Annotated in this window: 23 protein-coding genes; 11 read left to right on the top strand and 12 right to left on the bottom strand. The window is 72.4% G+C overall.

Features of this window, described 5'->3' with window-relative positions:
• Positions 1 to 29: 29 nt before the first annotated feature.
• Genes ACZ3HQ_RS06200 through ACZ3HQ_RS06190 form a run of 3 tightly spaced genes read right to left on the bottom strand, consistent with a single transcriptional unit; the run spans position 30 to position 3396 of the window.
• Positions 30 to 779 carry a succinate dehydrogenase/fumarate reductase iron-sulfur subunit gene (locus ACZ3HQ_RS06200; protein WP_467508480.1) on the bottom strand — a complete coding sequence of 250 codons (750 nt, stop codon included), beginning with the start codon at positions 777 to 779 and terminating at the stop codon, positions 30 to 32.
• The gene (locus tag ACZ3HQ_RS06195) at positions 776 to 2722 is read right to left on the bottom strand and encodes a fumarate reductase/succinate dehydrogenase flavoprotein subunit (protein ID WP_467508479.1); all 1947 of its coding nucleotides are present in this window, start codon (positions 2720 to 2722) and stop codon (positions 776 to 778) included. The genes ACZ3HQ_RS06200 and ACZ3HQ_RS06195 overlap by 4 nt, the downstream gene beginning before the upstream one ends.
• A 2-nt stretch (positions 2723 to 2724) precedes the next feature.
• Positions 2725 to 3396 carry a succinate dehydrogenase gene (locus ACZ3HQ_RS06190; protein WP_467509052.1) on the bottom strand — a complete coding sequence of 224 codons (672 nt, stop codon included), beginning with the start codon at positions 3394 to 3396 and terminating at the stop codon, positions 2725 to 2727.
• A 118-nt stretch (positions 3397 to 3514) separates the two neighbouring features.
• Between ACZ3HQ_RS06190 and ACZ3HQ_RS06185 the strand changes: the two genes are divergently transcribed.
• On the top strand, positions 3515 to 4399 hold the full coding sequence (locus tag ACZ3HQ_RS06185) for a LysR family transcriptional regulator (RefSeq protein ID WP_467508477.1): 885 nt from the start codon (positions 3515 to 3517) through the stop codon (positions 4397 to 4399).
• Positions 4400 to 4516: 117 nt separating this feature from the next.
• Here ACZ3HQ_RS06185 and ACZ3HQ_RS06180 read toward each other — a convergent pair whose 3' ends face one another.
• The 3 genes from ACZ3HQ_RS06180 to ACZ3HQ_RS06170 form a co-directional block, all read right to left on the bottom strand.
• Positions 4517 to 6655 (bottom strand): putative bifunctional diguanylate cyclase/phosphodiesterase, encoded by a 2139-nt coding sequence (locus ACZ3HQ_RS06180; protein WP_467508475.1) that lies wholly within the window; start codon positions 6653 to 6655, stop codon positions 4517 to 4519.
• Positions 6652 to 7464, bottom strand: coding sequence for an SAM-dependent methyltransferase (locus tag ACZ3HQ_RS06175; protein ID WP_467508473.1), 813 nt, complete (start codon positions 7462 to 7464; stop codon positions 6652 to 6654). Before ACZ3HQ_RS06175 ends, ACZ3HQ_RS06180 begins: the two co-directional genes overlap by 4 nt.
• Before the next feature lie 230 nt (positions 7465 to 7694).
• Positions 7695 to 8645, bottom strand: a complete 951-nt coding sequence (locus ACZ3HQ_RS06170; protein WP_467508471.1) for an SCO0930 family lipoprotein — start codon at positions 8643 to 8645, stop codon at positions 7695 to 7697.
• Between the two features lie 843 nt (positions 8646 to 9488).
• Between ACZ3HQ_RS06170 and ACZ3HQ_RS06165 the strand changes: the two genes are divergently transcribed.
• Entirely contained in the window at positions 9489 to 9617 is a 129-nt protein-coding gene (locus ACZ3HQ_RS06165) for a hypothetical protein (protein ID WP_467508469.1), read from the top strand.
• A 30-nt stretch (positions 9618 to 9647) separates the two neighbouring features.
• Positions 9648 to 10406, top strand: coding sequence for a bestrophin-like domain (locus ACZ3HQ_RS06160; RefSeq protein WP_467508467.1), 759 nt, complete (start codon positions 9648 to 9650; stop codon positions 10404 to 10406).
• Between the two features lie 91 nt (positions 10407 to 10497).
• Here the strand turns inward: ACZ3HQ_RS06160 and ACZ3HQ_RS06155 are convergent, their stop codons facing one another.
• A complete protein-coding gene (locus ACZ3HQ_RS06155; protein ID WP_467508466.1) occupies positions 10498 to 11340 on the bottom strand; it encodes a hypothetical protein in 843 nt (280 codons plus the stop codon).
• Between the two features lie 333 nt (positions 11341 to 11673).
• Here ACZ3HQ_RS06155 and ACZ3HQ_RS06150 point away from each other — a divergent pair, with 333 nt between their 5' ends.
• Entirely contained in the window at positions 11674 to 12429 is a 756-nt protein-coding gene (locus ACZ3HQ_RS06150) for a class F sortase (RefSeq protein ID WP_467508465.1), read from the top strand.
• A 30-nt stretch (positions 12430 to 12459) separates the two neighbouring features.
• Here the strand turns inward: ACZ3HQ_RS06150 and ACZ3HQ_RS06145 are convergent, their stop codons facing one another.
• Entirely contained in the window at positions 12460 to 13293 is an 834-nt protein-coding gene (locus tag ACZ3HQ_RS06145) for a polysaccharide deacetylase family protein (protein ID WP_467508464.1), read from the bottom strand.
• 152 nt (positions 13294 to 13445) lie between these two features.
• Between ACZ3HQ_RS06145 and ACZ3HQ_RS06140 the strand changes: the two genes are divergently transcribed.
• On the top strand, positions 13446 to 13919 hold the full coding sequence (locus ACZ3HQ_RS06140) for a universal stress protein (RefSeq protein ID WP_467508463.1): 474 nt from the start codon (positions 13446 to 13448) through the stop codon (positions 13917 to 13919).
• On the opposite strand, the gene ACZ3HQ_RS06135 is transcribed toward ACZ3HQ_RS06140, so the two are convergent.
• Positions 13855 to 15111, bottom strand: a complete 1257-nt coding sequence (locus ACZ3HQ_RS06135) for an MFS transporter (protein ID WP_467508461.1) — start codon at positions 15109 to 15111, stop codon at positions 13855 to 13857. The genes ACZ3HQ_RS06140 and ACZ3HQ_RS06135 overlap by 65 nt on opposite strands.
• 109 nt (positions 15112 to 15220) lie before the next feature.
• Here ACZ3HQ_RS06135 and ACZ3HQ_RS06130 point away from each other — a divergent pair, with 109 nt between their 5' ends.
• Positions 15221 to 16144, top strand: a complete 924-nt coding sequence (locus ACZ3HQ_RS06130; RefSeq protein WP_467508460.1) for a LysR family transcriptional regulator — start codon at positions 15221 to 15223, stop codon at positions 16142 to 16144.
• A 90-nt stretch (positions 16145 to 16234) separates the two neighbouring features.
• Positions 16235 to 17656 (top strand): amino acid permease, encoded by a 1422-nt coding sequence (locus tag ACZ3HQ_RS06125; RefSeq protein WP_467508459.1) that lies wholly within the window; start codon positions 16235 to 16237, stop codon positions 17654 to 17656.
• Here the strand turns inward: ACZ3HQ_RS06125 and ACZ3HQ_RS06120 are convergent, their stop codons facing one another.
• Positions 17657 to 18757 (bottom strand): CapA family protein, encoded by a 1101-nt coding sequence (locus ACZ3HQ_RS06120; protein ID WP_467508457.1) that lies wholly within the window; start codon positions 18755 to 18757, stop codon positions 17657 to 17659.
• 228 nt (positions 18758 to 18985) lie between these two features.
• On the opposite strand from ACZ3HQ_RS06120, the gene ACZ3HQ_RS06115 reads away from it, so the two are divergent.
• From ACZ3HQ_RS06115 to ACZ3HQ_RS06105, 3 genes are all read left to right on the top strand, one after another.
• Positions 18986 to 19531, top strand: coding sequence for a sigma-70 family RNA polymerase sigma factor (locus tag ACZ3HQ_RS06115; protein WP_467508455.1), 546 nt, complete (start codon positions 18986 to 18988; stop codon positions 19529 to 19531).
• 135 nt (positions 19532 to 19666) lie between these two features.
• Positions 19667 to 20182: a hypothetical protein gene (locus ACZ3HQ_RS06110; protein ID WP_467508453.1), complete on the top strand. Its 516-nt coding sequence runs from the start codon at positions 19667 to 19669 to the stop codon at positions 20180 to 20182.
• Positions 20183 to 20427: 245 nt separating this feature from the next.
• Positions 20428 to 21081 (top strand): zf-HC2 domain-containing protein, encoded by a 654-nt coding sequence (locus ACZ3HQ_RS06105; RefSeq protein ID WP_467508451.1) that lies wholly within the window; start codon positions 20428 to 20430, stop codon positions 21079 to 21081.
• Between the two features lie 10 nt (positions 21082 to 21091).
• Here the strand turns inward: ACZ3HQ_RS06105 and ACZ3HQ_RS06100 are convergent, their stop codons facing one another.
• Both ACZ3HQ_RS06100 and ACZ3HQ_RS06095 read right to left on the bottom strand, forming a co-directional pair.
• Positions 21092 to 21955 carry an Fpg/Nei family DNA glycosylase gene (locus tag ACZ3HQ_RS06100; protein ID WP_467508449.1) on the bottom strand — a complete coding sequence of 288 codons (864 nt, stop codon included), beginning with the start codon at positions 21953 to 21955 and terminating at the stop codon, positions 21092 to 21094.
• Between the two features lie 42 nt (positions 21956 to 21997).
• On the bottom strand, positions 21998 to 24091 hold the full coding sequence (locus tag ACZ3HQ_RS06095) for a SpoIIE family protein phosphatase (RefSeq protein WP_467508447.1): 2094 nt from the start codon (positions 24089 to 24091) through the stop codon (positions 21998 to 22000).
• A 191-nt stretch (positions 24092 to 24282) separates the two neighbouring features.
• Here ACZ3HQ_RS06095 and ACZ3HQ_RS06090 point away from each other — a divergent pair, with 191 nt between their 5' ends.
• Positions 24283 to 25695 carry a lipase maturation factor family protein gene (locus tag ACZ3HQ_RS06090; RefSeq protein ID WP_467508445.1) on the top strand — a complete coding sequence of 471 codons (1413 nt, stop codon included), beginning with the start codon at positions 24283 to 24285 and terminating at the stop codon, positions 25693 to 25695.
• The last annotated feature ends 28 nt before the right edge of the window (positions 25696 to 25723 follow it).

Genomic DNA, 25723 nt, shown 5'->3' with positions numbered 1-25723 from the left:
CCCCCTTTGGCGAACGTCTGCTGTGGCGGCTACCGCTTGCCCGCCTTACGGGTGGCGCGCAGCCACTCCTTGTTCATACCGGTGATGGAGAAGAGCGGGATGCCCTTGGGGCAGGCGGTGGCGCATTCGCCGGCCAGGGTGCAGCCGCCGAAGCCTTCCGCGTCCATCTGGGCCACCATGTCCAGCACCCGCGTCTCCCGCTCGGGCGCGCCCTGCGGGAGGACGTTGAGATGGTTGACCTTGGCCGAGGTGAAGAGCATCGCGGCGCCGTTGGGGCAGGCGGCCACGCAGGCCCCGCAGCCGATGCACTCGGCGTGCTCGAAGGCGAAGTCGGCGTCGGGCTTGGGCACCGGCGTGGCATGGGCCTCCGGGGCGGAGCCCGTGGGAGCGGTGACATAGCCGCCGGCCTGGATGATCCGGTCGAAGGCGGACCGGTCCACCACCAGGTCCTTGATCACCGGGAAGGCGGCGGCCCGCCAGGGCTCGATGTCGATGGTGTCGCCGTCGCGGAAGGACCGCATGTGGAGCTGGCAGGTGGTGGTGCGCTCGGGGCCGTGGGCGTCACCGTTGATGACGAGGCTGCACGCCCCGCAGATGCCCTCGCGGCAGTCGTGGTCGAAGGCGACGGGGTCCTCGCCCTCCACGATGAGCCGTTCGTTGAGCACGTCCAGCATCTCCAGGAAGGACATGTCGGGCGAGATGTCGTCCACCACGTAGGTGGACATGGCGCCGTCGGTGTCGGCGTTCCGCTGGCGCCAGACGCGCAGGGTGAGCCTCATGCGTAGCTCCGCTGGGTGGGATGGACGTACTCGAAGACCAGGTCTTCCTTGTGCAGGACGGGGGCCTCGCCGGTGGCGGTGAACTCCCAGGCGGCCGCGTAGCCGAACTCGTCGTCCCGGCGCGCCGCCTCTCCGTCCGGGGTCTGGGACTCCTCGCGGAAGTGGCCGCCGCAGGACTCCGCGCGGTGCAGGGCGTCGAGGCACATCAGCTCGGCCAGTTCGAGGTAGTCGACGATGCGATTGGCCTTCTCCAGCGACTGGTTGAACTCCTCGCCGATGCCGGGGACCTTGATCCGGCGCCAGAACTCCTCGCGGATACGGGGGATTTCGGTGAGCGCCTTGCGCAGACCCTCGGCGTTGCGGGCCATACCGCAGAACTCCCACATCAGCTCGCCGAGTTCGCGGTGGAAGGAGTCGGGGGTGCGGTCGCCGTCGACGGCGAGCAGCAGGTTGACCCGGTCCTCGGTCTCGGCCAGCACCTCCTGCACCTCGGGGTGTTCGTCGCTCAGCGGCTCCTGGTGCGGGTGGCGGGCCAGGTAGTCGTTGAGGGTGGCCGGCAGCACGAAGTAGCCGTCGGCCAGGCCCTGCATCAGCGCGGAGGCGCCGAGCCGGTTGGCACCGTGGTCGGAGAAGTTGGCCTCACCGATGGCGAAGAGACCGGGGACGGTGGTCTGGAGGTCGTAGTCGACCCAGAGTCCGCCCATCGTGTAGTGCACGGCCGGATAGATCCGCATCGGCACCTCGTACGGGTCCTCGTCGGTGATCCGGTGGTACATGTCGAAGAGGTTGCCGTACTTGGCCTCGACCGCCTCGCGGCCCAGGCGGGCGATGGCGTCGGCGAAGTCCAGGTAGACGCCCTGGCCGCCGGGGCCCACGCCGCGTCCCTCGTCGCAGACGTTCTTGGCCGCACGGGAGGCGATGTCGCGCGGGACCAGGTTGCCGAACGAGGGGTAGATCCGCTCCAGGTAGTAGTCCCGCTCGTCCTCCGGGATCTCCTTCGGCGGCCGGGTGTCGCCCTCCGCCCTGGGCACCCAGATACGGCCGTCGTTGCGCAGCGACTCGCTCATCAGCGTCAGCTTGGACTGGTGGTCGCCGGTGCGCGGGATGCAGGTGGGGTGGATCTGGGTGAAGCAGGGGTTGGCGAACAGCGCGCCGCGCCGGTGCGCCCGCCAGATGGCGGTGGCGTTGGAGTTCATGGCGTTGGTCGACAGGTAGAAGACGTTGCCGTAGCCGCCGCTCGCCAGGACCACCGCGTCCGCGAAGTAGGTGTCGATCTTCCCGGTGATCAGGTCGCGGGCGACGATGCCGCGGGCCCGCCCGCCGACCACGATCAGGTCGAGCATCTCGGTGCGCGGGTGCATCTCCACGTTCCCGGCCGCGATCTGCCGGGACAGCGCCTGGTAGGCGCCCAGCAGCAACTGCTGGCCGGTCTGGCCGCGGGCGTAGAAGGTGCGGGAGACCTGGACGCCGCCGAAGGAGCGGGTGTCCAGCAGACCGCCGTACTCGCGGGCGAAGGGCACGCCCTGGGCCACGCACTGGTCGATGATCTCCACCGAGATCTGCGCCAGGCGGTGCACGTTGGACTCGCGGGCGCGGAAGTCGCCGCCCTTGACGGTGTCGTAGAACAGCCGGTGCACGGAGTCGCCGTCGTTGCGGTAGTTCTTCGCCGCGTTGATGCCGCCTTGCGCCGCGATGGAGTGGGCGCGGCGCGGGGAGTCCTGGTAGCAGAACTGGACGACGTGGTAGCCCTGTTCGGCGAGCGTGGCACCGGCCGAGCCGCCCGCGAGGCCGGTGCCGACGACGATGACGGTGTGCTTGCGCCGGTTGGCCGGGTTGACCAGCTTGGCCTCGAAGCGGCGGGTGTCCCAGCGCTCCTGGACCGGGCCGGAGGGGGCCTTGGTGTCGGCGACCGGGTCTCCGGTGGCGTAGTCGGTGTAGGTCATGGTCAGCTCACCACTCCGGTCATGACGCCCACGGGTACGGCGATGAAGCCGGCCGTGAGCAGCAGTGCGAGGACGTTTGCGGCACCCTTCAGGAACCGTTCGCGGGTCCGGCCGCCGGCGCCTAGGGTCTGGGCGGCGCTCCAGAAGCCGTGCCGGATGTGCAGGCCGAGGGCGAGCATCGCCACGATGTAGACGACGTTGCCGTACCAGGTGGAGAAGGTGTCCACCACGTTCTGGTACGGGTGGCCCTCCTGGAAGCCGCCGGGGTGCGCGGTGCCGGTGGTCAGGTCCAGCAGGTGCCAGACGATGAAGAGGCCGAGGATGATGCCGCCCCAGCGCATGGTGCGGGTGGCGTAGCTGGTGCGTGCCTTCTTGTGCACGTACTTGCTGGGCCGGGCCTTGATGTCGCGGCGGCTGAGCTGGTAGGCGGCGGTGGCGTGGGCGATCACGGCGACGACCAGGACGACCCGGATGATCCAGAGCGTCCACTCGTAGTGCATGAAGGGCTCGCCGACCGTGCGGAGCCAGTGGGCGTAGCTGTTGAACTCGCCGGCCCCGAAGTAGATCTTCAGGTTCCCGATCATGTGCGCGACCAGGTACAGCAGCATCACGATGCCGCTGACGGCCATCACGGTCTTCTTGCCGACGGAGCTGTCCCAGACCGTGCGCGCCATCGACGGCCGTCGGTCCGTCCGCGTTGCCAGAGCCATGGACAGGACGTTACGACCGGGTAGCCGATCGGTCCAAGACATGGATCGGCTGGTTTCCATAGGCTCTCGCTATCCTGGAGAGGTGCAGTTCCAGCAGCTCCAGTACTTCGTGGCCGTGGCCGAGACCCGGCACTTCACCCGTGCCGCCGAGCGGGTCCATGTCGCGCAGCCCTCGCTCTCCCAGCAGATCCGCGCGCTGGAACGGGAGCTGGGCGCGGATCTGTTCGTCCGGGCGCGGGGCAACATCGCGCTGACCGACGCGGGCGAGGCGCTGCTGCCGCTGGCCCGCCGCATCCTCGCGGACGCGGACACCGCCCGGCACGAGGTGCAGGAACTGGTTCAGCTCCGGCGCGGCCGGGTCCGCCTCGGCGCCACCCCGAGCCTCTGCACGGGCCTGCTCCCGGACGTACTGCGCGCCTTCCACGACCGCTACCCGGGCATCCAGCTCCTGGTCCAGGAGAGCGGCTCCCGCGACCTGGTCCGCGAACTCGCCCGCGGCGCCCTCGACCTCGCCCTGATCGTCCTCCCCCTCCCGGCGCCGGCGCCCGCGCTGACCACGGTCGAGCTGCTGCGGGAGGACCTGGTCGTGGTGTCCTCCCCGGAGGCGGCGGCCCCTGGCGAAGGGCGGCCCACTGTGGAGATCTCCGACCTCGAGAACGAGCGCCTGGTCATGTTCCGGTATGGGTACGACCTGCGGGAGCTGACCGTCGCCGCGTGCCGCTCCGCCGGCTTCGAGCCGGAGTTCGCCGTCGAGGGGGGCGAGATGGACGCGGTCCTCGGCTTCGTGCGAGCGGGGCTCGGTGTCGCCGTCGTGCCTCGCATGGTGGCGAGCCGTGCCGGCCGGGGACTTCGCGTGACCCCCCTTGCCCGACCGGGCCTGTCCCGCACCATCGCCCTGGCCCACCGCAGCGATGTGGCTCCGCCTCGGGGGGCGCGGGAGTTGCAGAGGATGTTGTTGGAGCGGTAGCGCCTGGTCGTCTGCCGGGTGCTGTGGTTGTGCGGGTGCGGGTTCGTTTGGGCTGGTCGCGCAGTTCCCCGCGCCCCTGACGGGGTGCAGCCCGCTTCGCTGCTGCACCCCGTCCGCTCAGCCCGTCGCGTCCGCCAACGCCAGCGCGTGGAGCTGTTCCGGGGGGCCCGGGCGGGCGTAGTACCAGCCCTGGGCGGTGTCGCAGCCGAGGAGGCGGAGTTGTTCGGCCTGGGCGCTGGTCTCCACGCCCTCCACGGTGACCGCCAGGTCGAGGCTGTGGGCGAGGGAGACGACGCCCTCGACGATCTTGAGGTCCACCGGGTCGGCCGGGAACTGTTGCATGCCCTGGGTGAAGGAGCGGTCGAGCTTGAGGACGCTGACCGGGAGGCGGCGGAGGTTGGCGAGGTTGGAGTAGCCGGTGCCGAAGTCGTCCAGGGCTATGTCGACGCCCATCTCGGCCAGCCGGCGCAGCGGCTTGAGGAGGCCGTCGTCGGCGCCGATCAGCGCGGACTCGGTGACCTCCAGGCACAGCGCGTCCGGGGTGACCCCCGCGCGCTCCAGGATGTCGACGGTGTCCTGCACCAGGCCGGGGTGGGTGAGCTGGCACGGGGAGAGGTTGACGTTGATCCGCAGCGGGCCCGCGTTCCCGTCCTGCTTCTCCCGCCAGGCACGGGCCTGCCGGATCGATTCCTCAAGGACCCACCGGCCCAGTGGGACGATCAGCCCGGTGTGCTCGGCCAGCGGGATGAAGCGGTCCGGACCGAGCACCCCGTGCTGCGGGTGCAGCCAGCGGACCAGGGCTTCCGCGCCGCTCACGGTGCCGTCGCCGAGGTGGACCAGCGGCTGGTACTCGATGAAGAACTCGCCGCGTTCCAGCGCGCTCGGCAGCGCGGTGGTCAGCCCGTGCCGGGTGATCGCGCGGGCGTCCGCCTCCGGGTCGGCCAGCTCGGCCCGGTTGCCGCCCGCCGACTTGGCCCGGTACATCGTGATGTCGGCGCTGCGCAGCACCTCCGCCGCCGTACGCTCCCCCGCCGGGCCCTCCACGATGCCGAGGCTGCCGCGCACCAGGAGGTCGCGGCCGTCGATGCCGATGGGGGTGAGCAGGGCGTTGGTGATGCGCTCGGCCAGCTCCTCCACCCCGCGCTCGGTGTCGCGGCCGGTGGTGAGGGCCACGAACTCGTCGCCGCCGAGCCGGGCCACCATCTCGCCGGGCGCGGCGGTGCAGGACTGGAGCCGGTCCGCGACCTCCACCAGCAGCCGGTCGCCGGCCGCGTGGCCGAGGCTGTCGTTGATCGCCTTGAAGCCGTCGAGGTCGAGATAGCACAGGCCGAAGCGCTGGCCCTCGCCCGCCGCGAGGGCCTTCTCCAGCCGCTCGAAGAACAGGGTGCGGTTGGGCAGCCCGGTGAGGGCGTCGTGCGTGGCCTCGTAGCGCAGCCGGAGATGGAGCAGCCGGCGCTCGGTGGTGTCCTCCAGCATCGCCATTTGGTACTGCGGGGTGCCGTCGGCGTCGCGGAGCAGGGAGACGGTGAGGTTGGTCCACAGGGCGGTGCCGTCGGTCCGGTTGAACGCCTTCTCCACGTGGTAATGGTCGCGTTCGCCGCGGACGAGCTCCTCGTAGAGCCGCCAGGTCTGCGGCGCGTCCTCGGGGTGGGTCCAGTCCCGGACCTTCCGGCCGCGCATCGTGGTCTCGGTGACCCCGAACATGCGCTGGAGGGCGCCGTTGACCTGGAGGACGTTGCCGTCGAGGTCGGCGATGCCGATGCCGATCGCCGCACCCTCGAAGACCGCGCGGAAGCGGGCCTCGCTGGCGTGCAGCGCCTCGGCGACCACGCCCTGGGCGCGGAGCGCGGCCTGGGCGATGGACTCCTGCTCGGCGAGGGTCCGCTCGCGCAGCGCCTGGGCGTACCCGGCGGCCATCGCGTGCTGCAACCGCGAGGAGCGCATGCGGAGTTGGTCCTGCGGGCTGTCGTCACCGCAGTACAGCACGAGGTAGGCGTCGACGCAGTCCAGGGTGCGGGCGAGCACCTCCGGATCGGTGCCGTGCGCCTCGATCAGCGCGGCGCCGACCGCCCGGGCCTCCCCGGCGTCGAAGCTGTGGGCCCTCAGCGCCCGGCTGAGGCGGTGGGCGAGGGGGAGCAGCCGCTCCTCGAACTCGGCGCGGGTGAGCGACGTGGCGGTGACGGGGTAGACGGCCCGGCTCCATATCGTCGTCAGCCGCCGCACTCTGCCCTCCGGGCCGTCCGGCTCCGCGCTCACGCCGTACGTCCCACGCCGGCGAACCCGGAGAAGGCGAAGTCGTCCTCGTCCTCCCGCGCCGACTCCGGCCGCCAGTCCGGGAGATGGACCAGTCCGGGGTCGAGCAGCTCGAAGCCGTCGAAGAAGCGGGCGATCTCGTCGCGCGAGCGCATGACCAGCGGGTTGCGGGTGTCCCGGTAGACGTCCACCGCGCCCTCGGCGCGCTCCTCGGGCAGCGGGATGCCCTCGAAGGAGGCGTGGGAGAGGATCAGCAGGCTGCCCGGCGCGAGCGCGGCGCGCAGTTCGGCCACCGCGCGGTGCGGTTCGTCGGCGTCCTGAAGGAAGTGCAGGACGGCCACCAGCAGCAGCGCCACCGGCCGTTCGAGGTCGATCAGGCGGGCCACCTCGGGGCTGGTGAGGATGTCCCGCGGCTTGCGCAGATCGGCGGCGACGACACCGGCGTCCTCGTTGCCCGCGAGCACCGCCTGGCTGTGCGCGACGGCGACGGGATCGTGGTCGACGTAGACCACGCGGGCGCCGGGCCGGGCGGCCTGGGCTATCTCGTGGACGTTGCCGAAGGTGGGGATGCCGGAGCCGACGTCGAGGTACTGGTCGATGCCCTGCCCGGCGGCGAAGCGCACGGCCCGGCGCAGGAACGCCCGGTTGGCCTGCATGATCTTGGGCAGGCCGGGGAGGAACTCCATCGCCTTGCGGGCCGCTTCCCGGTCGACCTCGAAGTTGTGCGAACCGCCCAGGTAGTAGTCGTACATGCGCGAGACGCTCGGCACCGAGACGTCGATGCTCCGGGGGGCCCAGGCGGGGCGCTCCATGTATCACTCCAAGGCGTAGGCGGCAGGGACGGGCGAGCCGGTGTTCGAGCTGAGGCTACTGATCGCCCGCCAAAGCGGCGACCCGAAACGGAAATTGACCATCCGTTCCCGGTCACCGCCTGCGGGAAGTACCCGTCCGACCCCGCTGGGTGACCGCCCTGGCGCACGGGCGAGGGCCCGTCCCCTCCGCGTGACACGGACGGTACGGGCCCTGCGCCGGGCGGTGACCGCTACTGGGCGGGCGCCCCGATCGGCTTGCCCTCGGGCGAGACGGCGTACCAAGTCCCGCCCACACCCTGGCCGTTGGTGTCACCGGGCGCCTTGTCGCCGGTGAAGGTGTAGATGGGCCAGCAGTTGACCGACATCTGCTTCACGCCGTCGGGGCGGGTGAAGGGCATCAGGCCCTTCTTCTTCACGCCCTGGGTGTCGTCGGCGCTCACCGGCGCGACCGCCGGCCACTTCTCCAGGCACGCTCCGGTGCAGTTGGAGACGGACTTGGGCCACGCCTTGTCCTTGAGGAAGCGGTAGACCGTGCGGCCGTTCTTGTCGACGACGATGTCGCCGAGCTTGGGGTCCTTGCGGACGGAGAGTCCGGGCAGCGAAGTCAGCGAAGCCTTCTTGCCGTTGGGGGCGAGCGCGAACCACTTGCCGCCCACGCCCTGGCCGTTGACGTCGCCGGAGTTGAGGTCCTTGGCGTAGCGGTACGCGGGCCAGCCGCCGATGGTGAGCTGCTTGGTGCCGTCGGCGCGGGTGACCTCGCCGAGCATGGCCTTGTCGATGCCGGCGCCGGCGTTGGCGTCGTCGGCGGGGACCGGGGGCCAGGTGGTGGCGCAGTCGCCGTCGCAGTTGGACTTCGGCGGCTCGGCCGTGTCCTTGTCGAAGCGGTACAGGGTGAGGCCGGACCCGTCGGTGAGCACATTGCCGAGCTGCGGGTTGGTGGCCACCGTCAGTTTGCCCGCGGGGGCGGCGAGCGTCGGGGAGGCGCTGGCCTGGGCGCCGTCCGCGCCGTAACCGTTGCCCGAGCCGAGTCCGGTGCCGATACCGGCGGCACTGGCCGACGCTCCCACGTTCTGGGCCGCCGACACCGGGGGCGTGGCGTTGTCCTGACCGCACGCCGTCGTCAGCGCCAGCACCGAAGCGGCCGTGGCCACCAGTGCGGCGGTCCGCCAGGAGGTCTTCATCCTCAACTCCCCATTTTCGCCAGTCTGTTGCGAAGCCACTGAGGCACCGCACGGCCATGGGTACGGGGCGCGGGGGGCGGAGCGTTCAACAGACCGGCGAAATTCTTTCCCCGGTCTCCGACGGGGCGTGCCGAGGGGGTGGCGGTGCGTACAGGCGTACCCATCGGTCCGATGGCCCCGCTCGGCGTGTCAAACCAGGTGGGGCGCGTTGTCCCTCCTTCGGACCAATCCCCGTACGAATGGTCGCGGGGGCTTCACGGGGCCTCCATGATCTCGCTCGTGCAAGGTCCCCAAGCAACCCGATACGCGGTCGCCTTCAGGGCGTTGGCGCTGTTCGCGGTGGTGTGGAGCGTGGTCGGCTGCCCGGTCGGCACGGCGTCCGCCGACGCCTGCGCCTACGCCTCCACGGGCCCGGACGGCACGGTGGCCGTGGCGGTGGCCGGATACCACCACCCCGGCCCGCCACCCTGCCATCCGCACCCTCCGCCCCCGTGCCCACCGACACCCACGCCCACGCCCACACCCACACCGACCCCTACTCCCACGCCCACCCCGACTCCGCCACCGCCGCCGCCGCCGACTCCCACCCCGACGCCGACTCCCACCCCGACCCCCACTCCTCCCCCGCCGCCGAAGCCACAGCCGAAGCCGCCCGAGCCGCCCAAGCCGCAGCCCCGGCCGGCACCACCCGCTCCCGAGCCCCCCGTCCGGCCGACGCCGCGCCCACCGGCTCCTCGCCCGGCCCCGACACCGCCACCCCCGCCCCCTCCGGCTCCCGCACCCGCGCCGCCCCGGTCGGCACCCAAGCCGCCGAAGCCCACCCCCCGGCCGACCGTGACCCCGGTGACCTACCCGGCGTACCACGCCCGTGCCGCCCGGCACATCACCCGCTCCCACACCTCGCCGGTCCGCTACGTCCTGCTCGTCACCATCCCCGCGATCGTCGCCGTCGCGGCGTTGCGCCCGCGGTGACGCGGCCGCACCCACCCCTGGAGGTATCCGTTGTCGGATTGGCTCGTTCTCGTCCTGGCCATGCTGGGCGCCTGTGCCGTGGTCGTGCTCATCACCCTCGTCCGGCACCGGCGGGCCCCGGAGGACGAGGACCCTAGCGAGACGCCCGACGTCATCGAGTACATGACGATGTGGATCGGCGTGGTGTACGCCATCGTGCTGGGCCTGGCCATCGCGGGCGTCTGGGAGGCGCGCAGCGCGGCCGGGGACACCGTCCAGGCCGAGGCGCAGGCGCTCCACGAGGTCTCCGAACGCGTCCGGGTGTACCCCGCGGACGTGCGTGACCAGGTGCGCGCGGACGTCGACTCGTACGTCTCCTACGTCGTGGACACCGAGTGGAAGTCGATGACGGACAAGGGGGAGGTCACCGCCCAGGGGTCGCGGCTGCTGGACAAGGTGCGGCAGGACGTGACGGACTACCAGCCGCGCAGCGACTTCGAGGCGCAGGCGTACCAGCCGCTGGTGGACCAGGTGGCCGCGGCCGACCAGGCGCGCAACGCCCGGGCGGACTCCACCGGCCCGACCATGCCACCCGTGGTGTGGTGGGGGCTGCTCGCCGGGGCGGTGATCACGGTGGGCATGGTGTTCGCCCTCCAGATCCGGCGCACCGCGCGCGAACTGGTCCTCGCGGGACTGTTCTCGGCCACCATCGCGTTCATGCTGTTCCTGATCTGGGACTTCGACGCCCCCTTCAGCCGGGGCATCGCGGTGACGGCGGAGCCGTTCCTCACGCTGTTCCCGCACGCGTAGCGATGCCACGGGCCCTCGTCCCGGCCCGGCGAGGGGTGGGACGAGGGCCCGTGCAGGCATCTCCCGCGCCGGCGAGGACGCGGGGTGGGGCTCAGGCGCGCTTCTCGGTGCGGCGGCGCAGCCAGACGGCGCCGCCGCCGAGCGCGGCGGAGGCGACGAGTCCGCCGCCGATGGCCATGTCCACGCGGGTGGCGCCGGTGGTGATGCTGCCGCCGAGGCCGCCGTTGACACCGCCGATCACGGTGAAGGCGTTGGGGCGGGTCAGGGTGCGGCCGACGCATTCGACGGTGATGTCGTAGCGGCCGGGGCGGGCGTTGCGGTCGATGGTGACGGTGACGCGGGAGGTGTTGCCGTTCCCCTGCAGCCGGGCGGCGCCGAAGGCGCGCGAGGAGACGGTGCCGCCGCGGCAGTCCTCGACGGTGATGGTCAGCCGGCCGCCGGCGGGGAGCACGCTGGGGGTGACGAGGATGTTACGGAGGTTGCCGTCGTTGTTGCCACCGCCGCCGTGACCGCCGTTGCCGTTGCCGTTCCCGAAGTTGTCGTTACCCCGGCCGTTGCCGTTGCCGTTCCCGAAGTTGTCGTTACCCCGGCCGTTCCCGTTCCCGAAGTTGTCGTTGCCCCGGTTGCCGTTCCCGTTCCCGAAGTTGTCGTTCCCGTGCCCGTTGCCGTTCCCGAAGTTCCCGTTGTTGTTGCCGTTCCCGTTGAAGTTGCCGTTGCCGTTGAAGTTGCCGTTGCCGTTGAAGTTCCCGTTGCCGTTGTTGAAGTTGCCGTTGAAGTTGCCGTTCCCGTTGAAGACGCCGGTGTTCGGGCTGACGCCCGTGACGGTGGTGGTGCCGTTCCCGTTGCCCATGCCGTCCGCGACGGCGACGGGGGCGGCGATACCAAGGACGGCGACAGCGGCGCACGTGGCCGCCAAGGCACGCTGGTTACGCATGTGTTCCTCCGCGAGAGGCACGCCGGGGCCGGTCCCCGGTCGATCGGCGAGAAAGCACCTCCCGACTGAACCCTCAGGCGCAAGGAACACGCCCGCATGTCGAGAATGGGCCGTCCTGGTGAGCGCCCCTCCCGTGCGACAACCACACAATCGGATATCTCCGCAGGTCACACCCCGTCAGAAATTCTCTCCGCTCTGCAACTCGGATGGCGCACCGGAAAGCCGGGCCGCCACCCGTTCGCCCGCCGCCCCGTCGCCGCCCGCCCGTGCGGGACTTAGCGTTTTCCCATGCGCGACGGACGTGGTGACAGCCGCGTCGAGAGGGGATGGCGAATGTCTGCGTCCGAGCTGGCGGAGTGGAGCGAACGGGAGGAGCGGCGGAAGCGGCGCGCCCCCTGGGGTGTACTGGCGCTCGTGCTGCTGACCGGTGTGGCGCTGATCCGGAACGGGTCCGGCGAGTTCGACGTGGGCCCCCCGCAGCCCGCCGCGGCCGCCGCCCCGGCCCCCGACGTACGGTCCTCGCCGAACACGAGCACAGGCACGGGCACGAACACGAACACGAGCACGGGCGCGAGCACAGGCACGGGCACGGCCGCGGACGCGACCCCGCCCGACTCAGCCCCCGCCGGCCTCTCGTTCTCCCCCGCGGACCGCGTCCGCATCCCGGCGATCCAGGTCGACGCCCCGGTCACCCCGGTGGGCCTCGACGCGGACGGCTGGGTCGGCGCACCCCCGCCCGAGGACCCGAACCTGGCCGGCTGGTTCACCGGCGCTGTCTCCCCCGGCGAGAAGGGCACCTCGGTGATCGTCGGTCATGTCGACAACACCCGGGGCCCGGCCGTCTTCTACGGGCTCGGCGCGCTGAAGAAGGGCAACCGGATCGACGTGGCCCGGCAGGACGGCCGTACCGCCGTCTTCGAGGTGTACGGAGTGGAGGTCTTCGAGAAGAGCAAGTTCCCCGGCGACCGCGTCTACGGCTCCAAGGGCACCCCGGAGCTGCGGGTGATCACCTGCGGCGGCGGCTTCTCCAAGCAGAACGGCTACGACGGCAACGTGGTCGTCTTCGCCCGCCTGGTCACGGGGGCCTGAGCCACCGCGACCAGGGGCGCACGGGCCGTCTCAGGTCATGCGGCGGGGCGGCACGGTGAGGTGGTAGCCGTGGTCGAGCAGATAGGGCAGGTACTCGCGGATCGCGCGGACGCTCTGCGTCCGGTCGCCCCCGGCGTCGTGGGAGAGGATGACGACACCGGGGGCGGCGCCGTGTTCCACCCGCTTCACCACGGTGCTGGTGCCGGGGGTCATCCAGTCGGTGGTGTCGACGGTCCAGGCCATCGGCTCCATGCCCATCTCGGCGCCGAGCTGGAAGGTGGCCCGGTTCCAGGCGCCGTAGGGGGCGCGGAACCACTGCGGACGGTCCCCGTAGGCGTCCTCGATGACGTCGCTGGTGCGCTCGATCTCGTCGCGGATGTCCTTGCGGGCCAGCTCGGTGAGCAGCGGGTGGGTCCAGGTGTGGTTGCCCACCACATGCCCCTCCTCGGCCATCCGGGCCAGGATTTCCTTGTTGTCGACGGCCATCTCCCCGCACACGAAGAACATCGCGCGTACGTCGTACTTGGCGAGGGTGTCCAGGATGTGCGGGGTGTAGTCGGGGTGGGGGCCGTCGTCGAAGGTGAGCATCATGTTCCGGCCCTTGCCGGTGAGGCGCAGGATGGGCTGGTGACGCACTTTCAGCCTGCCGGGGGCGGTGTGCGGGGTGCCGGAGCCGATGAGGGGCTGGAGGCGGAACGCGGAGGGCTTGAGGGCCTGTCGGGCCTGGGGCCCGGCGAGGCCGGGGGTGGTGCGGGCGGCCTCGTCGCCGCCCGACATGAGGACTCCCCCGGCACCCGCGGCGCCGAGGACGGCGGCCGAGCCGAGGAGCATCCGGCGCCGTGTGAACAACTGATCCTTCTCCATGAACCATCAGTCGCCCGCCGAGCCCGCGCCGCACCGCACCGACACCGGTGCGGCGGGTCCGGTCCACCCGGTCGGCCGAGCGGCGGCGCGATCGCGGAGGTCCTCCGGCCCGCGCACTGGACGGAACGGCGGCTTCCGATAGCCTCACCGCCGTGACGGAACAGCGGGCAGAGCACGAGCGGCACCGGTTCGAGCGGGGCACGGACGGTCCCAAGGTCATCGTCGTCGGGGTGGACGGCTCCGACTCCTCGCTACGGGCGGCCGCCTACGCGGGCGGTCTGGCCCGGCGGCAGGGGGCGCTGCTGGCGGTGGTGTACGTGCAGCCGGTGCTGGCGGCCGGGGCGGCGCTGGGGGTGCCGGTGGCGCAGGCCACGGACGAGATCGCCGAGGACCTGATCGCGCAGATCAGGGAGGCGGCGGAGCGGGTGAAGGGGATATTCGAGGTGCGCTGGGAGTTCCACACCTTCCGCGGCGACCCGTTCAACGGCCTGGTGCAGGCGGCCGACGAGCTGAAGGCGGACGCGGTGGTGGTGGGCGCCTCGGAGCAGGCCGGGCACCGGATCATCGGCTCGGTGGCGGTCCGGCTGGTGAAGGCGGGACGCTGGCCGGTGACGGTCGTCCCGTAGCGAGGGACCGCAGCATCGGCGCGGTGGCGAGGAGCAGCACCCCGGCCGCGGCGATCGCTGTGCGCGGCCCGGTGAGTGAGGCCAGCAGCCCCCACAGCGCGGTCAGCGCGGCCGTGCCGGCCTTGACGGAGACCGACCAGGCGGAGAGCGTACGGGCCACCCGGTCGTCCGGGGTGCGCTCCAGCCGCTCGGCGGCGAGCACCGGGGTGAAGACGCTCGCGCAGGTGATCAGGCACACCTCGACCGCCATGACGAGGACCAGGCCGAACACACCGGGCCGGACCAGCGCCAGCCCCACCGGCCAGCAGGCCCGCAGCACGCCCGAGGTGAGCAGCACCCGGCGCCTGCCGTAGCGGGCGGCGAGCGGGCGGGCGAGCCGGGAGCCGAGCAGTCCGCCGAGGCAGGGCACGGCGAAGGCGAGGCCGTAACTCCAGGGTGCGAAGCCGAGCGGGCCGAGCATCAGCACGGCGAGCGGCGGCGCCTGGGCCATGATCAGGCCGTTCACCAGGACCGTGTTGAGGAACAGCGGGCGCAGCTCGGGGCTGGTGAGCAGGTGCCGCCAGCCGTCGAGGAGGTCGGCGGCGCGCGGGCGTCCGGGATCGCGGGGCGGCCGTACCGGGGCGGTCTCCGTGCCCTTGATGGCGCGGATGCCGAGGGCGGACAGCAGGAAGCTCAGGGCGTTCGCGGCGACCGTCACCACAGGACCGAACAGGCCGACGACGGCACCGCCGAGCGGGGGTCCGAGCACGGTGGCGGTCCAGGTGGTGGACTCGAACCTGCTGGTGGCTGTGAGCAGCCCGGCGCGCGGTACGAGGCTCTTCAGATGAGCGCCGGAGGCCGCGGTGAAGGTGAGGTCGGCGGCGGCCACGACCATGGAGACCAGCAGCAGTTGGCCGAAGCCGAGCACCCCGAGGAAGTGGGCGGCGGGCACGGCGAGCAGGGCGGCGCACCGGACCAGGTCAGCCATGATCATGACGGGTCGCTTGCGGCGGAACTCCATCCACGGCCCGAGCGGCACCGCCAGCACCGCGCCCACGGCGGGTCCGGCGGAAGCCAGCAGGGCCACCTGGGCCGGACCGGCGTGCAGCACGAGGAGTGCGATCAGCGCGAAGGCGTCGAACGCCAGCCAGGTCCCGGCCGCGCTCACGGCGTACGCCGCCCACAGCCACCCGAACCGTGACCCCAGCCTCATGCACAACCTCCCGTTGACCGAGGTCATGAAATCGGCCGGGAGACGGCGGGAGCAAACAACCAAACCCGTCATCGGCACAACCAGTGGTTGTACGACTACTCTGTCGGCCATGGATCTCAAGGCCGTACGCACCTTCGTCGCCGTGGCGGACGCGGGGCAGTTCCAGGAGGCGGCCGCCGTGCTCGCCGTCACCCAGCAGGCCGTATCCAAGCGGATCGCGGCGCTGGAGCGGGACCTCGGGGTCCGGCTGTTCACCCGGACCGCGCGGGGCGCCGAGCCGACGCTCGACGGCCGGGCCTTCCTGCCGCACGCGCGGGCACTGCTGCTGGCCGAGGAGCGGGCGGCCGCGTCGGTCCGGCCGGGGCGGCGGGCGCTCCGGGTGGACGTGATCGGCCCCCGGGGCGCCCCGGCCGTCCTGCTGCGCGGCTTCCACGAGGCGCGTCCGGGGGTGGAGCTGGAGGTCGTCACGCTGTTCGACGCGGACACCGCCGTCGCAGCCGTCCAGGCGGGCCGGGTCGACGCGACGTTCCGCGCGGTCGGCATGCCGGGGCGGCGGCTGCCCGAGAGCCTGGCGAGCGCCCGCGTGCTGGACGAGCCGCTGCATCTGCTCACCGGGCCGGAGCACGCCCTGGCCGACGCGGAGTCGGTGACCCCCGCCGAGCTGGCCGGGCACCGGATCTGGATGCCGAGCATCGTGGAGGGCGTCGAGTGGGGCGCGTACTACGCCTCGCTGGCGGCGGAGTTCGGGCTCACCATCGACTCGGCCGGTCCCAACTTCGGCAGCGGCGCGATGCTGGACCGGATCGCCGGGTCGCCGGAGCTGGCGACCTTCATGGGCGAGCACCCGAGGCTCGCCCGGCGCGACCTGCGGCTGATCCCGCTCACGGACCCGACGCCGGTCTATCCGCACTCCCTGATCTGGGACCGGGCCAACGCCCACCCGGCCCTGGCCGCCCTGCGCACGCATCTGAACGACGGCCGGGAGGTCCCGCGCGCCTCCGGCACCTGGGTCCCGGAGTGGGCCGTGGCCTGAGCCCTCGTGCGTGGCGCCTTCCGAACGGGCCGCCCCTGAGCCATCATGATCCGCCGTCAGCCGTTTGCCGTCGGGGAAGAGGTGAGGCGTGTGGCCAAGATCCGTTCGGGTGAGGGGATTCTCCGTCGCAAACCCATTGAACACATCGAGGAGTCCGAGGCGGCCGAGGGCAGCCTGGACCGTTCGCTCGGCCTGTGGCAGCTCACCGCGATCGGCGTGGGCGGCATCATCGGCGCGGGCATCTTCACGCTCGCCGGCACGGTGGCCAACGGCACGGCCGGGCCCGCGGTGCTGGTGTCGTTCCTGATCGCCGGTTTCGCGAGCGCCTGCGCCGCGCTGTCGTACGCCGAGTTCGCGGGCATGATCCCGAAGGCGGGGTCGGCGTACACCTACGGGTACGCGGTGCTGGGCGAGTTCGTGGGCTGGTTCATCGGGTGGGACCTGCTGCTGGAGTACACCGCGATCGTGGCGGTGGTCGCCATCGGCATCTCGGGCTACTTCAGCTTCCTGGTGGAGGAGGCGGGCGCCGACCTGCCCGCGTGGATGCTGGGCGCGCCCGGCACCGGCTCGGGGCACCGGGTCGACCTGTTCGCGGCGATCCTGTGCCTGCTGATCGCCTGGCTGCTGAACCTGGGCATGAAGAGCGCGGCCCGGTTCGAGACGTTCGTGGTGGCACTGAAGGTACTGGTGGTGCTGCTGGTGATCGCGGTGGGCTTCTTCCACATCAACACCGCGAACTACCACCCCTTCTTCCCCTTCGGCATCAGCGGCGCCTTCACCGGCGCGGCCACCGTGTTCTTCGCGGTGTTCGGCTACGACGCGATGTCGACGGCGGCCGAGGAGTCCAAGGACGCCCAGCGGCACATGCCGAAGGCGATCATCTACTCGCTGGTCATCTCGATGGTGCTGTACGTGGCGGCCTGCCTGGTGCTGACCGGCATGCAGAACTACAAGGACATCGACCCGGAGAGCGGGTTCTCCTCGGCCTTCAAGTCGGTGGGGCTCGGCGGGCTGGCCGACGTGATCGCGGTGGGCGCGATCATCGGCATCCTCACCGTGATGTTCACCTTCATGCTGGGCGTCACCCGGGTCTGGTTCTCGATGGCCCGCGACGGGCTGCTGCCGCGCTGGTTCGCCAAGACGCACCCCACCCGGCACGTGCCGACCCGCGTGACCTGGATCGTGGGTGTCGGGGCGGCCGCCATCGCCGGGTTCGTGCCGATCGGCGAGGCGGCCGAGCTGACCAACATCGGCATCCTGCTGGCCTTCGTGGTGGTGTGCGTCGCGGTGATCGTGCTGCGCTACCGGCGACCGGACCTGCCGCGCGGCTTCCGTACCCCGCTGATGCCGTTCATCCCGGCGCTCGGCGCGCTGTTCTCGCTCTGGCTGGTCACCTTCCTGCAGTGGCAGACCTGGGTGCGGTTCGCCATCTGGTTCCTGCTCGGCTGTGTCATCTACTTCGGCTACTCCTACCGGCACTCGGTGCTGGCCCGCAGGACGCCCGCCGAGTGATCACTGCCCCATGGTGAGTCCGGCCTTCGCCCCGCCGCGGCTGAGCACGGTGTTCCGTACCCGGTCGCGGGTGGCGGCGAGGTCGGCGCCCGCGGTGATGGCGCGGTTGACGTCGATGGCGCGGCCGGCGTCGAGGTCGTACACCTGGGGCAAGAACTCGGCGCGGCGCACCTCCCAGCGGGCGCCGGGCCTGGCGGGCGGGGCGAAGGTGAAGCGGGCGAGGGTGGACTCGTTGCCGCGCCACTCCCCCTGGCCGGCGCCGCCGTCCGCGATCTGGTCGCCCAGCCCGAAGACCACCCAGGTGCCGTTGACCTTCTCGTACGGCTGGGGCACATGGGCGTGGTCGCCGAGGACGAGGTCGATGTCGGGGCGCCCGCCGGTCCTGGCGGCCGTGAGCTGCTTGGCGAGGGTGACCTGCCCGGTGTCGGGGGCGTCCTGCCAGGCGGAGCCCCAGTTGACGGAGAGCACGACCACGTCGGCGCCCGCCTTCCGGGCGGCCCGCGCGGCGGCGGCGATCCGGCCCGCGTCGGCCGGGTCCACCGCCCCGGACTGCCCGGTGGTGTCGTAGGCGTACGACAGATGGGCGACCTTGGCGGTGCCCGCGCGCAGCAGGGTGACGGTGCGGGCCTCGGTGTCGGTGCGGGAGGTCCCGGCGTGCCGTACGCCCGCCTGGTCGAGGGCGTTCAGGGTGCGGGTGATCCCGGCGGCGTCGGCCTGCGCGGAGGCGGTGGAGCAACTGTCGTAGCCGGTCGCGGCGAGGCCCTGGGCCAGCGGGGGCAGCGCGGTGACGGCCGGGTCGCCGTCGGCGCCCTGCACCGGCTCCAGGTGACACAGCGCCAGGTCGGCGCCGGAGACGACCGGGCGGGCCCCGGCGAGCATGGGGCGGAAGTCGTGCCCGGCGCCGGAGGCGTCGAAGCCTGCCCGGTCGGCGGCGGACGCGTACGGCTGGACACCGCCGGCGGCGACGAGCGTGAAGCCCTTCCCGGCGCCCGGCGCGGGCTGCCCGGAGCCGGACCCGGCCCGGTCCTGATGCTGGCAGGCGGCCACCGCCGCGAGCACGGCGGTCAGCGCGAGGGCCACCTGGTGCCTGCGTCCGATCATCAACTCACCCCAGGGTTGTCGGAGGGGACTTGTCGTATTGACAGACAAGCTCTGACGGGCATATGGGTATGAAGCTGACCAGCCGCGCAAACAGCCCCTAGCCCATCCGGTGCTGTCGGACCCCTCGGCGACCGTTCGTCCGACCGTTCACCGCCCCCTGGCGACCGCCCGCCGCACCGGCGTGCGCGCGGGGTGTCGCCGGGGGACGGGCTGCGCTGCCATACGCCCATGACGGCCGGGACCACTGCCCCAGGGACGACGACCGCCGAGCATGAACTCGCCGCGCTGGCGCGGGAGCACGGGCGGCCCCTCTTCGCGCTGCTGCTGCGGCTGAGCGACGGGGACCGGCAGCGCGCCGAGGACCTGGTGCAGGAGACCCTCGTACGGGCCTGGCAGCATCCCGAGGCGCTGCGCGCCGAGAACTTCACCTCGGCGCGTCCCTGGCTGCTGACCGTCGCCCGGCGCCTCGCCATCGACGCCCGGCGGGCACGGCGGGCCCGGCCGCCGGAGGTGGTGGACGAGGTGCCGGAGACCGCGCGCGTGACCGCCGACCACGCCGAGCGGGCCGCCGCCGCGCTCGATGTGCGCGAGGCTGTGAAGACACTCACTCCGCACCACCGTGACGTCCTGGTACTCGTGTACTTCCGCGGGGCCAGCGTGGCGGAGGCCGCCGAAATCCTGGGCATTCCGCCCGGTACCGTGAAGTCCCGCGCGTACTACGCACTGCGCGCCCTGCGCCAGGTTCTTCCGGGATACGCGACTGACCTGCGGTGAAACCGGGCGCCTGGTCAAGCCTCGGTAAAGCGCCTTGCCGTGACCCCCGTCGGGGCCATGAGCTGTCCTCATCCGTGTTCCGGGCGGGGGGCCGGGTTCGGGCGACGCGCACGCACCGGAGGAAGGCAGGCAGGGATGCTCCACAGAGACCACGAGAGTACGAGCGGCGCAGGCGGCGGTGAACTCACCGTACCGATGGCCTGGTTCTACGCCGAATACATCGCCGACGAGCTGCTGCGCACCGGCGATCTGATGCCACCGACGTCCTTCGAGTTCCGGGCGGGGCGGGACGCGCTGGCGCTCACCGTCTTCCTGTCCGACCCCGAGCGGGAACTCTCCGGGATCGGCGTCGTCTCGCAGTTGGAGACCTGGCTGTCGCTCACGGCGTACGACCAGCCGTGGCGGGAGTGGATCGGCGGCCGGATGGCCGAACTGACAGCGGAGGCGGCCACGTCCGACACTCCCGACCCGGACCTGGCGCTCGCGGGGAACGCCTGGCGCTGGCTGGAGGAGACGGAGCTGCTCGCGCCCGACCTGGACGCGGTGCCGGGCGGCGGCGCGGCCTGGGGCGAGGACGACGGGCCGAAGGTGTGGACCCCGGCCTGGCGGCTCGGCCTGCCGCTCGGGCACCTGGCCATCCACCTGTTCTGACGCCTGTCCGGACGCCTGTCCCGACACCTGTCCCGATGCCTGTCCCGACACCTGTGCCGAGTCCGGGTTCCGACCATGGACCCGGCACGTTTTCCGGCCACTTGGAACTCGGACCAATCCGGGGCCCCGGCCGCTCCGAATCCCCCTCGGGTTTCTGCGTGCGGCTTGAGTCATTCCGGCGGCCGGTGCGTACCCATGGGTGCACCGCGTAACCCCACCCGCACCCATAGGCACGAGGATTCGGCATGAGGTCCCTGGAAAGGCATCGCGCCGTCGGCGCGTACGCGCTCGGCGTGCTGGACGAGGCGGAGACCTTCCGCTTCGAGGACCACCTCGCCGAGTGCCCCCGGTGCGCGACCGACGCGGCCGAATTCGGCCCCACGGCTCGGCAGTTGATGCTGTACCGGGAGGCCACGCCCGCCTTCGTGCCCGCGCTGGCCCAGCCCGGACCCCGGCTGCTGGACCGGCTGCTCGGCGAGATCACCGTACGCCACCGGGCCCGGCGGCGCAGAGTCCTCTACGGGCTGGCCGCCTCGGTGGTGCTCGCGGTGGCCGGGCCCGCGGTGACGGCCTTCGCCGGACACCCGCAGCCCGCCTCACGGGTCACGGCGGTGACCGATCCGGGTACCGGCGTGTGGGCGCGGGTCACCACCGAGGGCGAGCGCTGGGGCACCGGGCTGCGGCTGGAGGTGCGGGACAGCGCCGGTCCGCACTCCTGCCGGCTGATCGTGGTCGGCCGGGACGGCTCGGAGCAGGTGGCGGGCGGCTGGAGCGTCGGCGCGCACGACGAGGGCACCACCGCGACCATGGCCGGCTCCTCGCTCGACCCGGACGACATCGACCACTACGAGGTGCGCACGGACAGGGGCCAGCGGCTGGTGACCCTCCCCGCGCACTGACCGGCGCGAGTTACTTCAGCAGGCGGGACAGCCGACGGTCCGCGAGCGGTTTCCCGCCCGTCTGGCAGGTGGGGCAGTACTGGAGCGAGGAGTCGCTGAAGGAGACCTCGCGGACGGTGTCCCCGCACACCGGGCAGGGCTCGCCGGTACGGCCGTGGACGCGCAGCCCGCTCTTCTTCTCCGCCTTCAGCCGCCCGGCCGCGATCCCCCGCGAACGCTCGACCGCGTCGGTGAGGGTGGTGCGCAGCGCGGTGTACAGGCGGGTGGTCTCCTCGGGGGTGAGGGAGGCGGCGAGCTTGAACGGGGACATCTTCGCCGCGTGCAGGATCTCGTCGCTGTAGGCGTTGCCGACCCCCGCGATCAGCGACTGGTCCCGCAGCGCGCCCTTGAGCTGGCGCCGCTCGCCCTTCAGCAGCCCCGCGAAGCGCTCCTCGTCGAAGTCGTCGGCGAGCGGGTCGGGGCCGAGGCGGGCGATCCCCGGCACCTCGGCCGGGTCGCGCACCACGTACACCGCGAGCCGCTTCTGGGTGCCGGCCTCGGTCAGGTCGAAGCCCTCGCCGCCCTCCAGCGCCACCCGGAGCGCCAGCGGGCCCTTGCCGGGGCGCGGCGGGGCGTCCGGGACGGGGGCGCGCCAGTGCAGCCAGCCCGCGCGGGCCAGGTGGGTGACCAGGTGCAGGCCGCTGTCGCTCTGAAGGTCCAGGAACTTGCCGTACCGCCGCACGGCCGTGATCTCGGTGCCCTCCAGGGCGGTGACCGGCGGGTCGTAGGTCTTGAGCACGCTGATGGCGAGCGGCTGCACGCGGGTCACCCGGCGTCCGGCCAGGTGCTCGGTGAGGAAGTCCTTCAGCGCTTCTACCTCGGGCAGTTCCGGCATGAGTCCAGGGTGCCACCGGCGGGCCGCGGTGACAGGCGGCGGTCAGCCGTCCGGGTTCATCCGGAACTCGCACCACACGGCCTTGCCGCCGCCGCGCGCCTCCACGCCCCAGGCGTCCGCCAGCATGTCGACCAGGAGCAGCCCGCGCCCCGAGACCCCGTCGTCCTGCGGTTCACGGCGGCGCGGCAGCGCGCTGGAGGAGTCCTCGACCTCCACGCGCAGCCGCCGCTCGCCGCCGGTCAGCAGGCGCAGGGTGACGGTCGCGGAGCCCTCGGTGTGCATCAGGGCGTTGGTGATCAGTTCGTCGGCGACGAGTTCGATCTCGTCGGCCCGCTCCCCCGCGCCCCAGGCCCGTACCTCGGCGCCGATGAGGTGCCGGGCGCGGGTGAGGGCGTCGGGGTCGCCGGGGGCGACGTGCTGGCGGAGCCGGCCGCGGGCGCCGGGTTCCTCGGGCTCCCGGCGGCGCAGCAGGAGCAGGGCGACATCGTCCTCGCCGCCGCGTTCCTCGGCCATGGCGATCAGGCGCCCGGCGAGTTCGCGCACGTCGTCCGGGCCCTCGGCGAAGAGTTCCGCGAGGTCGCGCATGCCGTCGTCCAGGTCGGCGCCGGGCTGTTCGACCAGGCCGTCGGTGCACAGCAGCAGGGTGTGGCCGGGGTCCAGCTCCAGGGTGGCGACGGGGTACTCCAGGCGGCCGAACTCGGCGGAGAGGCCGAGCGGCAGCCCGCCCTCGACGTCGACGCGCCGGGTGGTGCCGTCGGCGTCCCGGACCAGCGGGTGGAGGTGGCCGGCGCGGACGATCTGGACGACGCCGGTGGAGAGGTCGGCCTGGGCGTAGAGGCAGGTGGCGAAGCGGTCGGTGTCGAGTTCGTCGAGGAAGACCGAGGCGCGGGCCATGACGGTGGCCGGGGTGTGGCCCTCGGCGGCGTAGGCGCGCAGCACGATCCGGAGCTGGCCCATGACGGCGGCGGCGTGGGTGTCGTGGCCCTGGACGTCCCCGATGACGGCGCCGACCCGTCCTCCCCCGGAGGGGGTACCCCCGGGCAGCGGGATCAGGTCGTACCAGTCGCCGCCGATGTCCCGGCCGAGGGCGGCGGCGCGGTAGCGCACGGCCACGTCGGCGCCCCGGACGCTGGGGATGGTGCGGGGCAGCATCGCCTGCTGGAGGCCCTGGGCGAGGTCTTTCTCCTGCTCGTAGAGCATGGCGCGCTGGAGGCTCTGGGCGATGCTGCTGCCGAGGGCGACCAGGACCGCGCGTTCCTCGGCGGAGAAGCCGCGCCGGTCGCTGTAGAGCAGGCCCATGGCGCCGAGCGGGCGGCCCTGGGCGATCAGCGGGAGGTAGGCGGCGGAGGTGATGTGCAGCTCGGTGATGTGCGGCCAGAGGATCGGGTAGTCCTCGGCGAACTCCTCGGGCGACTCGATGAAGCGGGGGACGAGGGTGCGCACGACCTCGCTCATCGGGTAGGGCTCGTCGATCCGGGTGATGCGGGTGCCGGGGACGAAGCTCTCGGTGGGGCCCTCGGCGACCAGCCGGATGCGGCCGGCCTCGACCAGTCCGATGACGACGCTGGCCGCGCCGAGGTGGCGGATGCCGTGGGTGTCCTTGAGGGCGTCGATGACGTCCTGGACGCTGCGGGCGTGGGCGAGGGCGGCGGAGACGGCCTCCACGATGCCGGCCTGCTGGCGGAGCGCCTCCTCCCGCGCGGTGCGCGGTGCGCGGGCGGGGCTGTCGGCGAGTTCCCGGGTGGCGTCGCGGACGAGGCCGACGACCCGGTGCGGGCGGCCGGTGCCGTCGCGGCGGATGGCGCCCTGGCTGTGCGCCCAGCGGATGGCGCCGTCGCGGCGGCGGACGCGGAAGTAGGCGCCGTAGGTGTCGCTGCCCTCCTTGATGGCGCGGGCGACCGCCGCGTCCAGCCGGGCCGCGTCCGGCGGGGGGACGCGGGCGGCCAGGGAGGTGGCCCGGCCGTCGTATTCGTCGGGGCGCAGGTCGAAGATCTCGTGGGCCCGGGCGTCCATGTGGAACAGGCCCGCGTCCAGGTCCCAGTCGAAGCTGCCCATGTGGTTGAGCGCCAGGATCGTGTCCGGGGCGGCGGGCCGGTCCTCCGGGAGTGACAGGGCACTCGCACCCCGATCAGCCATGGGCCCACCTTGCCAGCAAATGTCCGAATCTTCGAGTGGGGCGTGGCAGGGTGTGCCCGCCCGGCCCGTACGGGTTATGCGGGCCGGGTTATGCGGGCCGGGCGGCGCGGTACCCGGAAGACCGGGCGGACGCGACGGGTGGGGAGCGGCCCCGGCCGGGCGACCGCCGTGGAGGCAGGAGCGCGAGCGCGATGGAGTGGTTCACCGCCCCCGACTACTGGCTGAGCCGGCTGGTGCTCCAGCGCGGGCTGGCCGCGCTCTATCTGGTGGCGTTCCTGGCGGCGGTACGCCAGTTCCGGCCGCTGCTGGGCGAGCGCGGGCTGCTGCCCGTACCGCGCTATCTGGCGCGGGTGCGCTTCAAGGAGTCGCCGAGTCTGTTCCACGCGTACTACTCGGACCGCTTCTTCGCCGGATGCGCCTGGGCGGGCTGCGCGGTGTCGGCGGCGCTGCTGGCGGGGGCGGACTCGGCTCTGCCGCTGTGGGCCGGGATCGTGCTCTGGCTGGTGCCGTGGGCGCTGTACCTGTCGATCGTGAACGTGGGACAGACCTGGTACGCGTTCGGCTGGGAGACGCTGCTGCTGGAGGTCGGCTTCCTCGCGGCGTTCCTCGGCAACGACGAGGTGGCGCCGCCGGTGGTGGTGCTGTTCCTGCTGCGCTGGGTGCTGTTCCGGGTGGAGTTCGGCGCGGGGCTGATCAAGCTGCGCGGGGACGCCTGCTGGCGCGAGCTGACCTGTCTGGACTACCACCACGAGACCCAGCCGATGCCGGGCCCGCTGAGCTGGTTCTTCCACCATCTGCCCAAACCCCTGCACCGGGTGGAGGCGGCCGCCAACCACGTCACCCAACTCGCGGTCCCGGTACTGCTGTTCACCCCGCAGCCGATCGCCTCGGCGGCGGCCGCGCTGATGATCGTGACCCAGCTCTGGCTGGTGCTCTCCGGGAACTTCTCCTGGCTGAACTGGATCACCATCGTGCTCGCCCTGTCCGCGCTCCGGCTCCCCACCGACGCGCCCGCCGTGCCCCCAGCACCCCTCTGGTACGAGGTGCTGGTGCTCGCCGTCGGCGTGGTCCTGCTGGCCCTCAGCTCCCGCCCGGTCATGAACATGGTCTCCCGGCGCCAGGTGATGAACCGCTCCTTCGACCCGCTGCGCCTGGTCAACACCTACGGCGCGTTCGGCAGCGTCAGCCGGCACCGCTACGAGGTGGTGATCGAGGGCACCGACGACGAACGGCCCAGCGAGGACGGCGACTGGCGGGAGTACGAGTTCCACGGCAAGCCCGGCGATCCCCGCCGCTGGCCGCGCCAGTTCGCGCCCTACCATCTGCGGCTGGACTGGCTGATGTGGTTCGCCGCGCTGTCGCCCGCCTACGCCGGGGACTGGTTCGGCAGGCTGGTGGAGAAGCTGCTGGAGGACGACCGCGACACCCTGCGCCTGCTGCGCCGCTCCCCCTTCCCGCCCGGCGCCCCGCCCCGCTTCGTCCGGGCCCGCCTGTTCCGCTACCGCTTCACCACCTGGCGCGAGTTGCGCGAGACGGGCGCCTGCTGGGAGCGGACCTACGTACGGGACTTCCTGCGCCCGACCCGGCTCAGCGGCACCCGGTGAACCGCCCCCCTCTCGACTCCGGGCGCGG

The sequence above is a fragment of the Streptomyces sp. NPDC018263 genome, from assembly GCF_055562575.1.
Note: the sequence above shows the minus strand (reverse complement) of the source record. Positions and strands in the feature narration are given on the sequence as shown.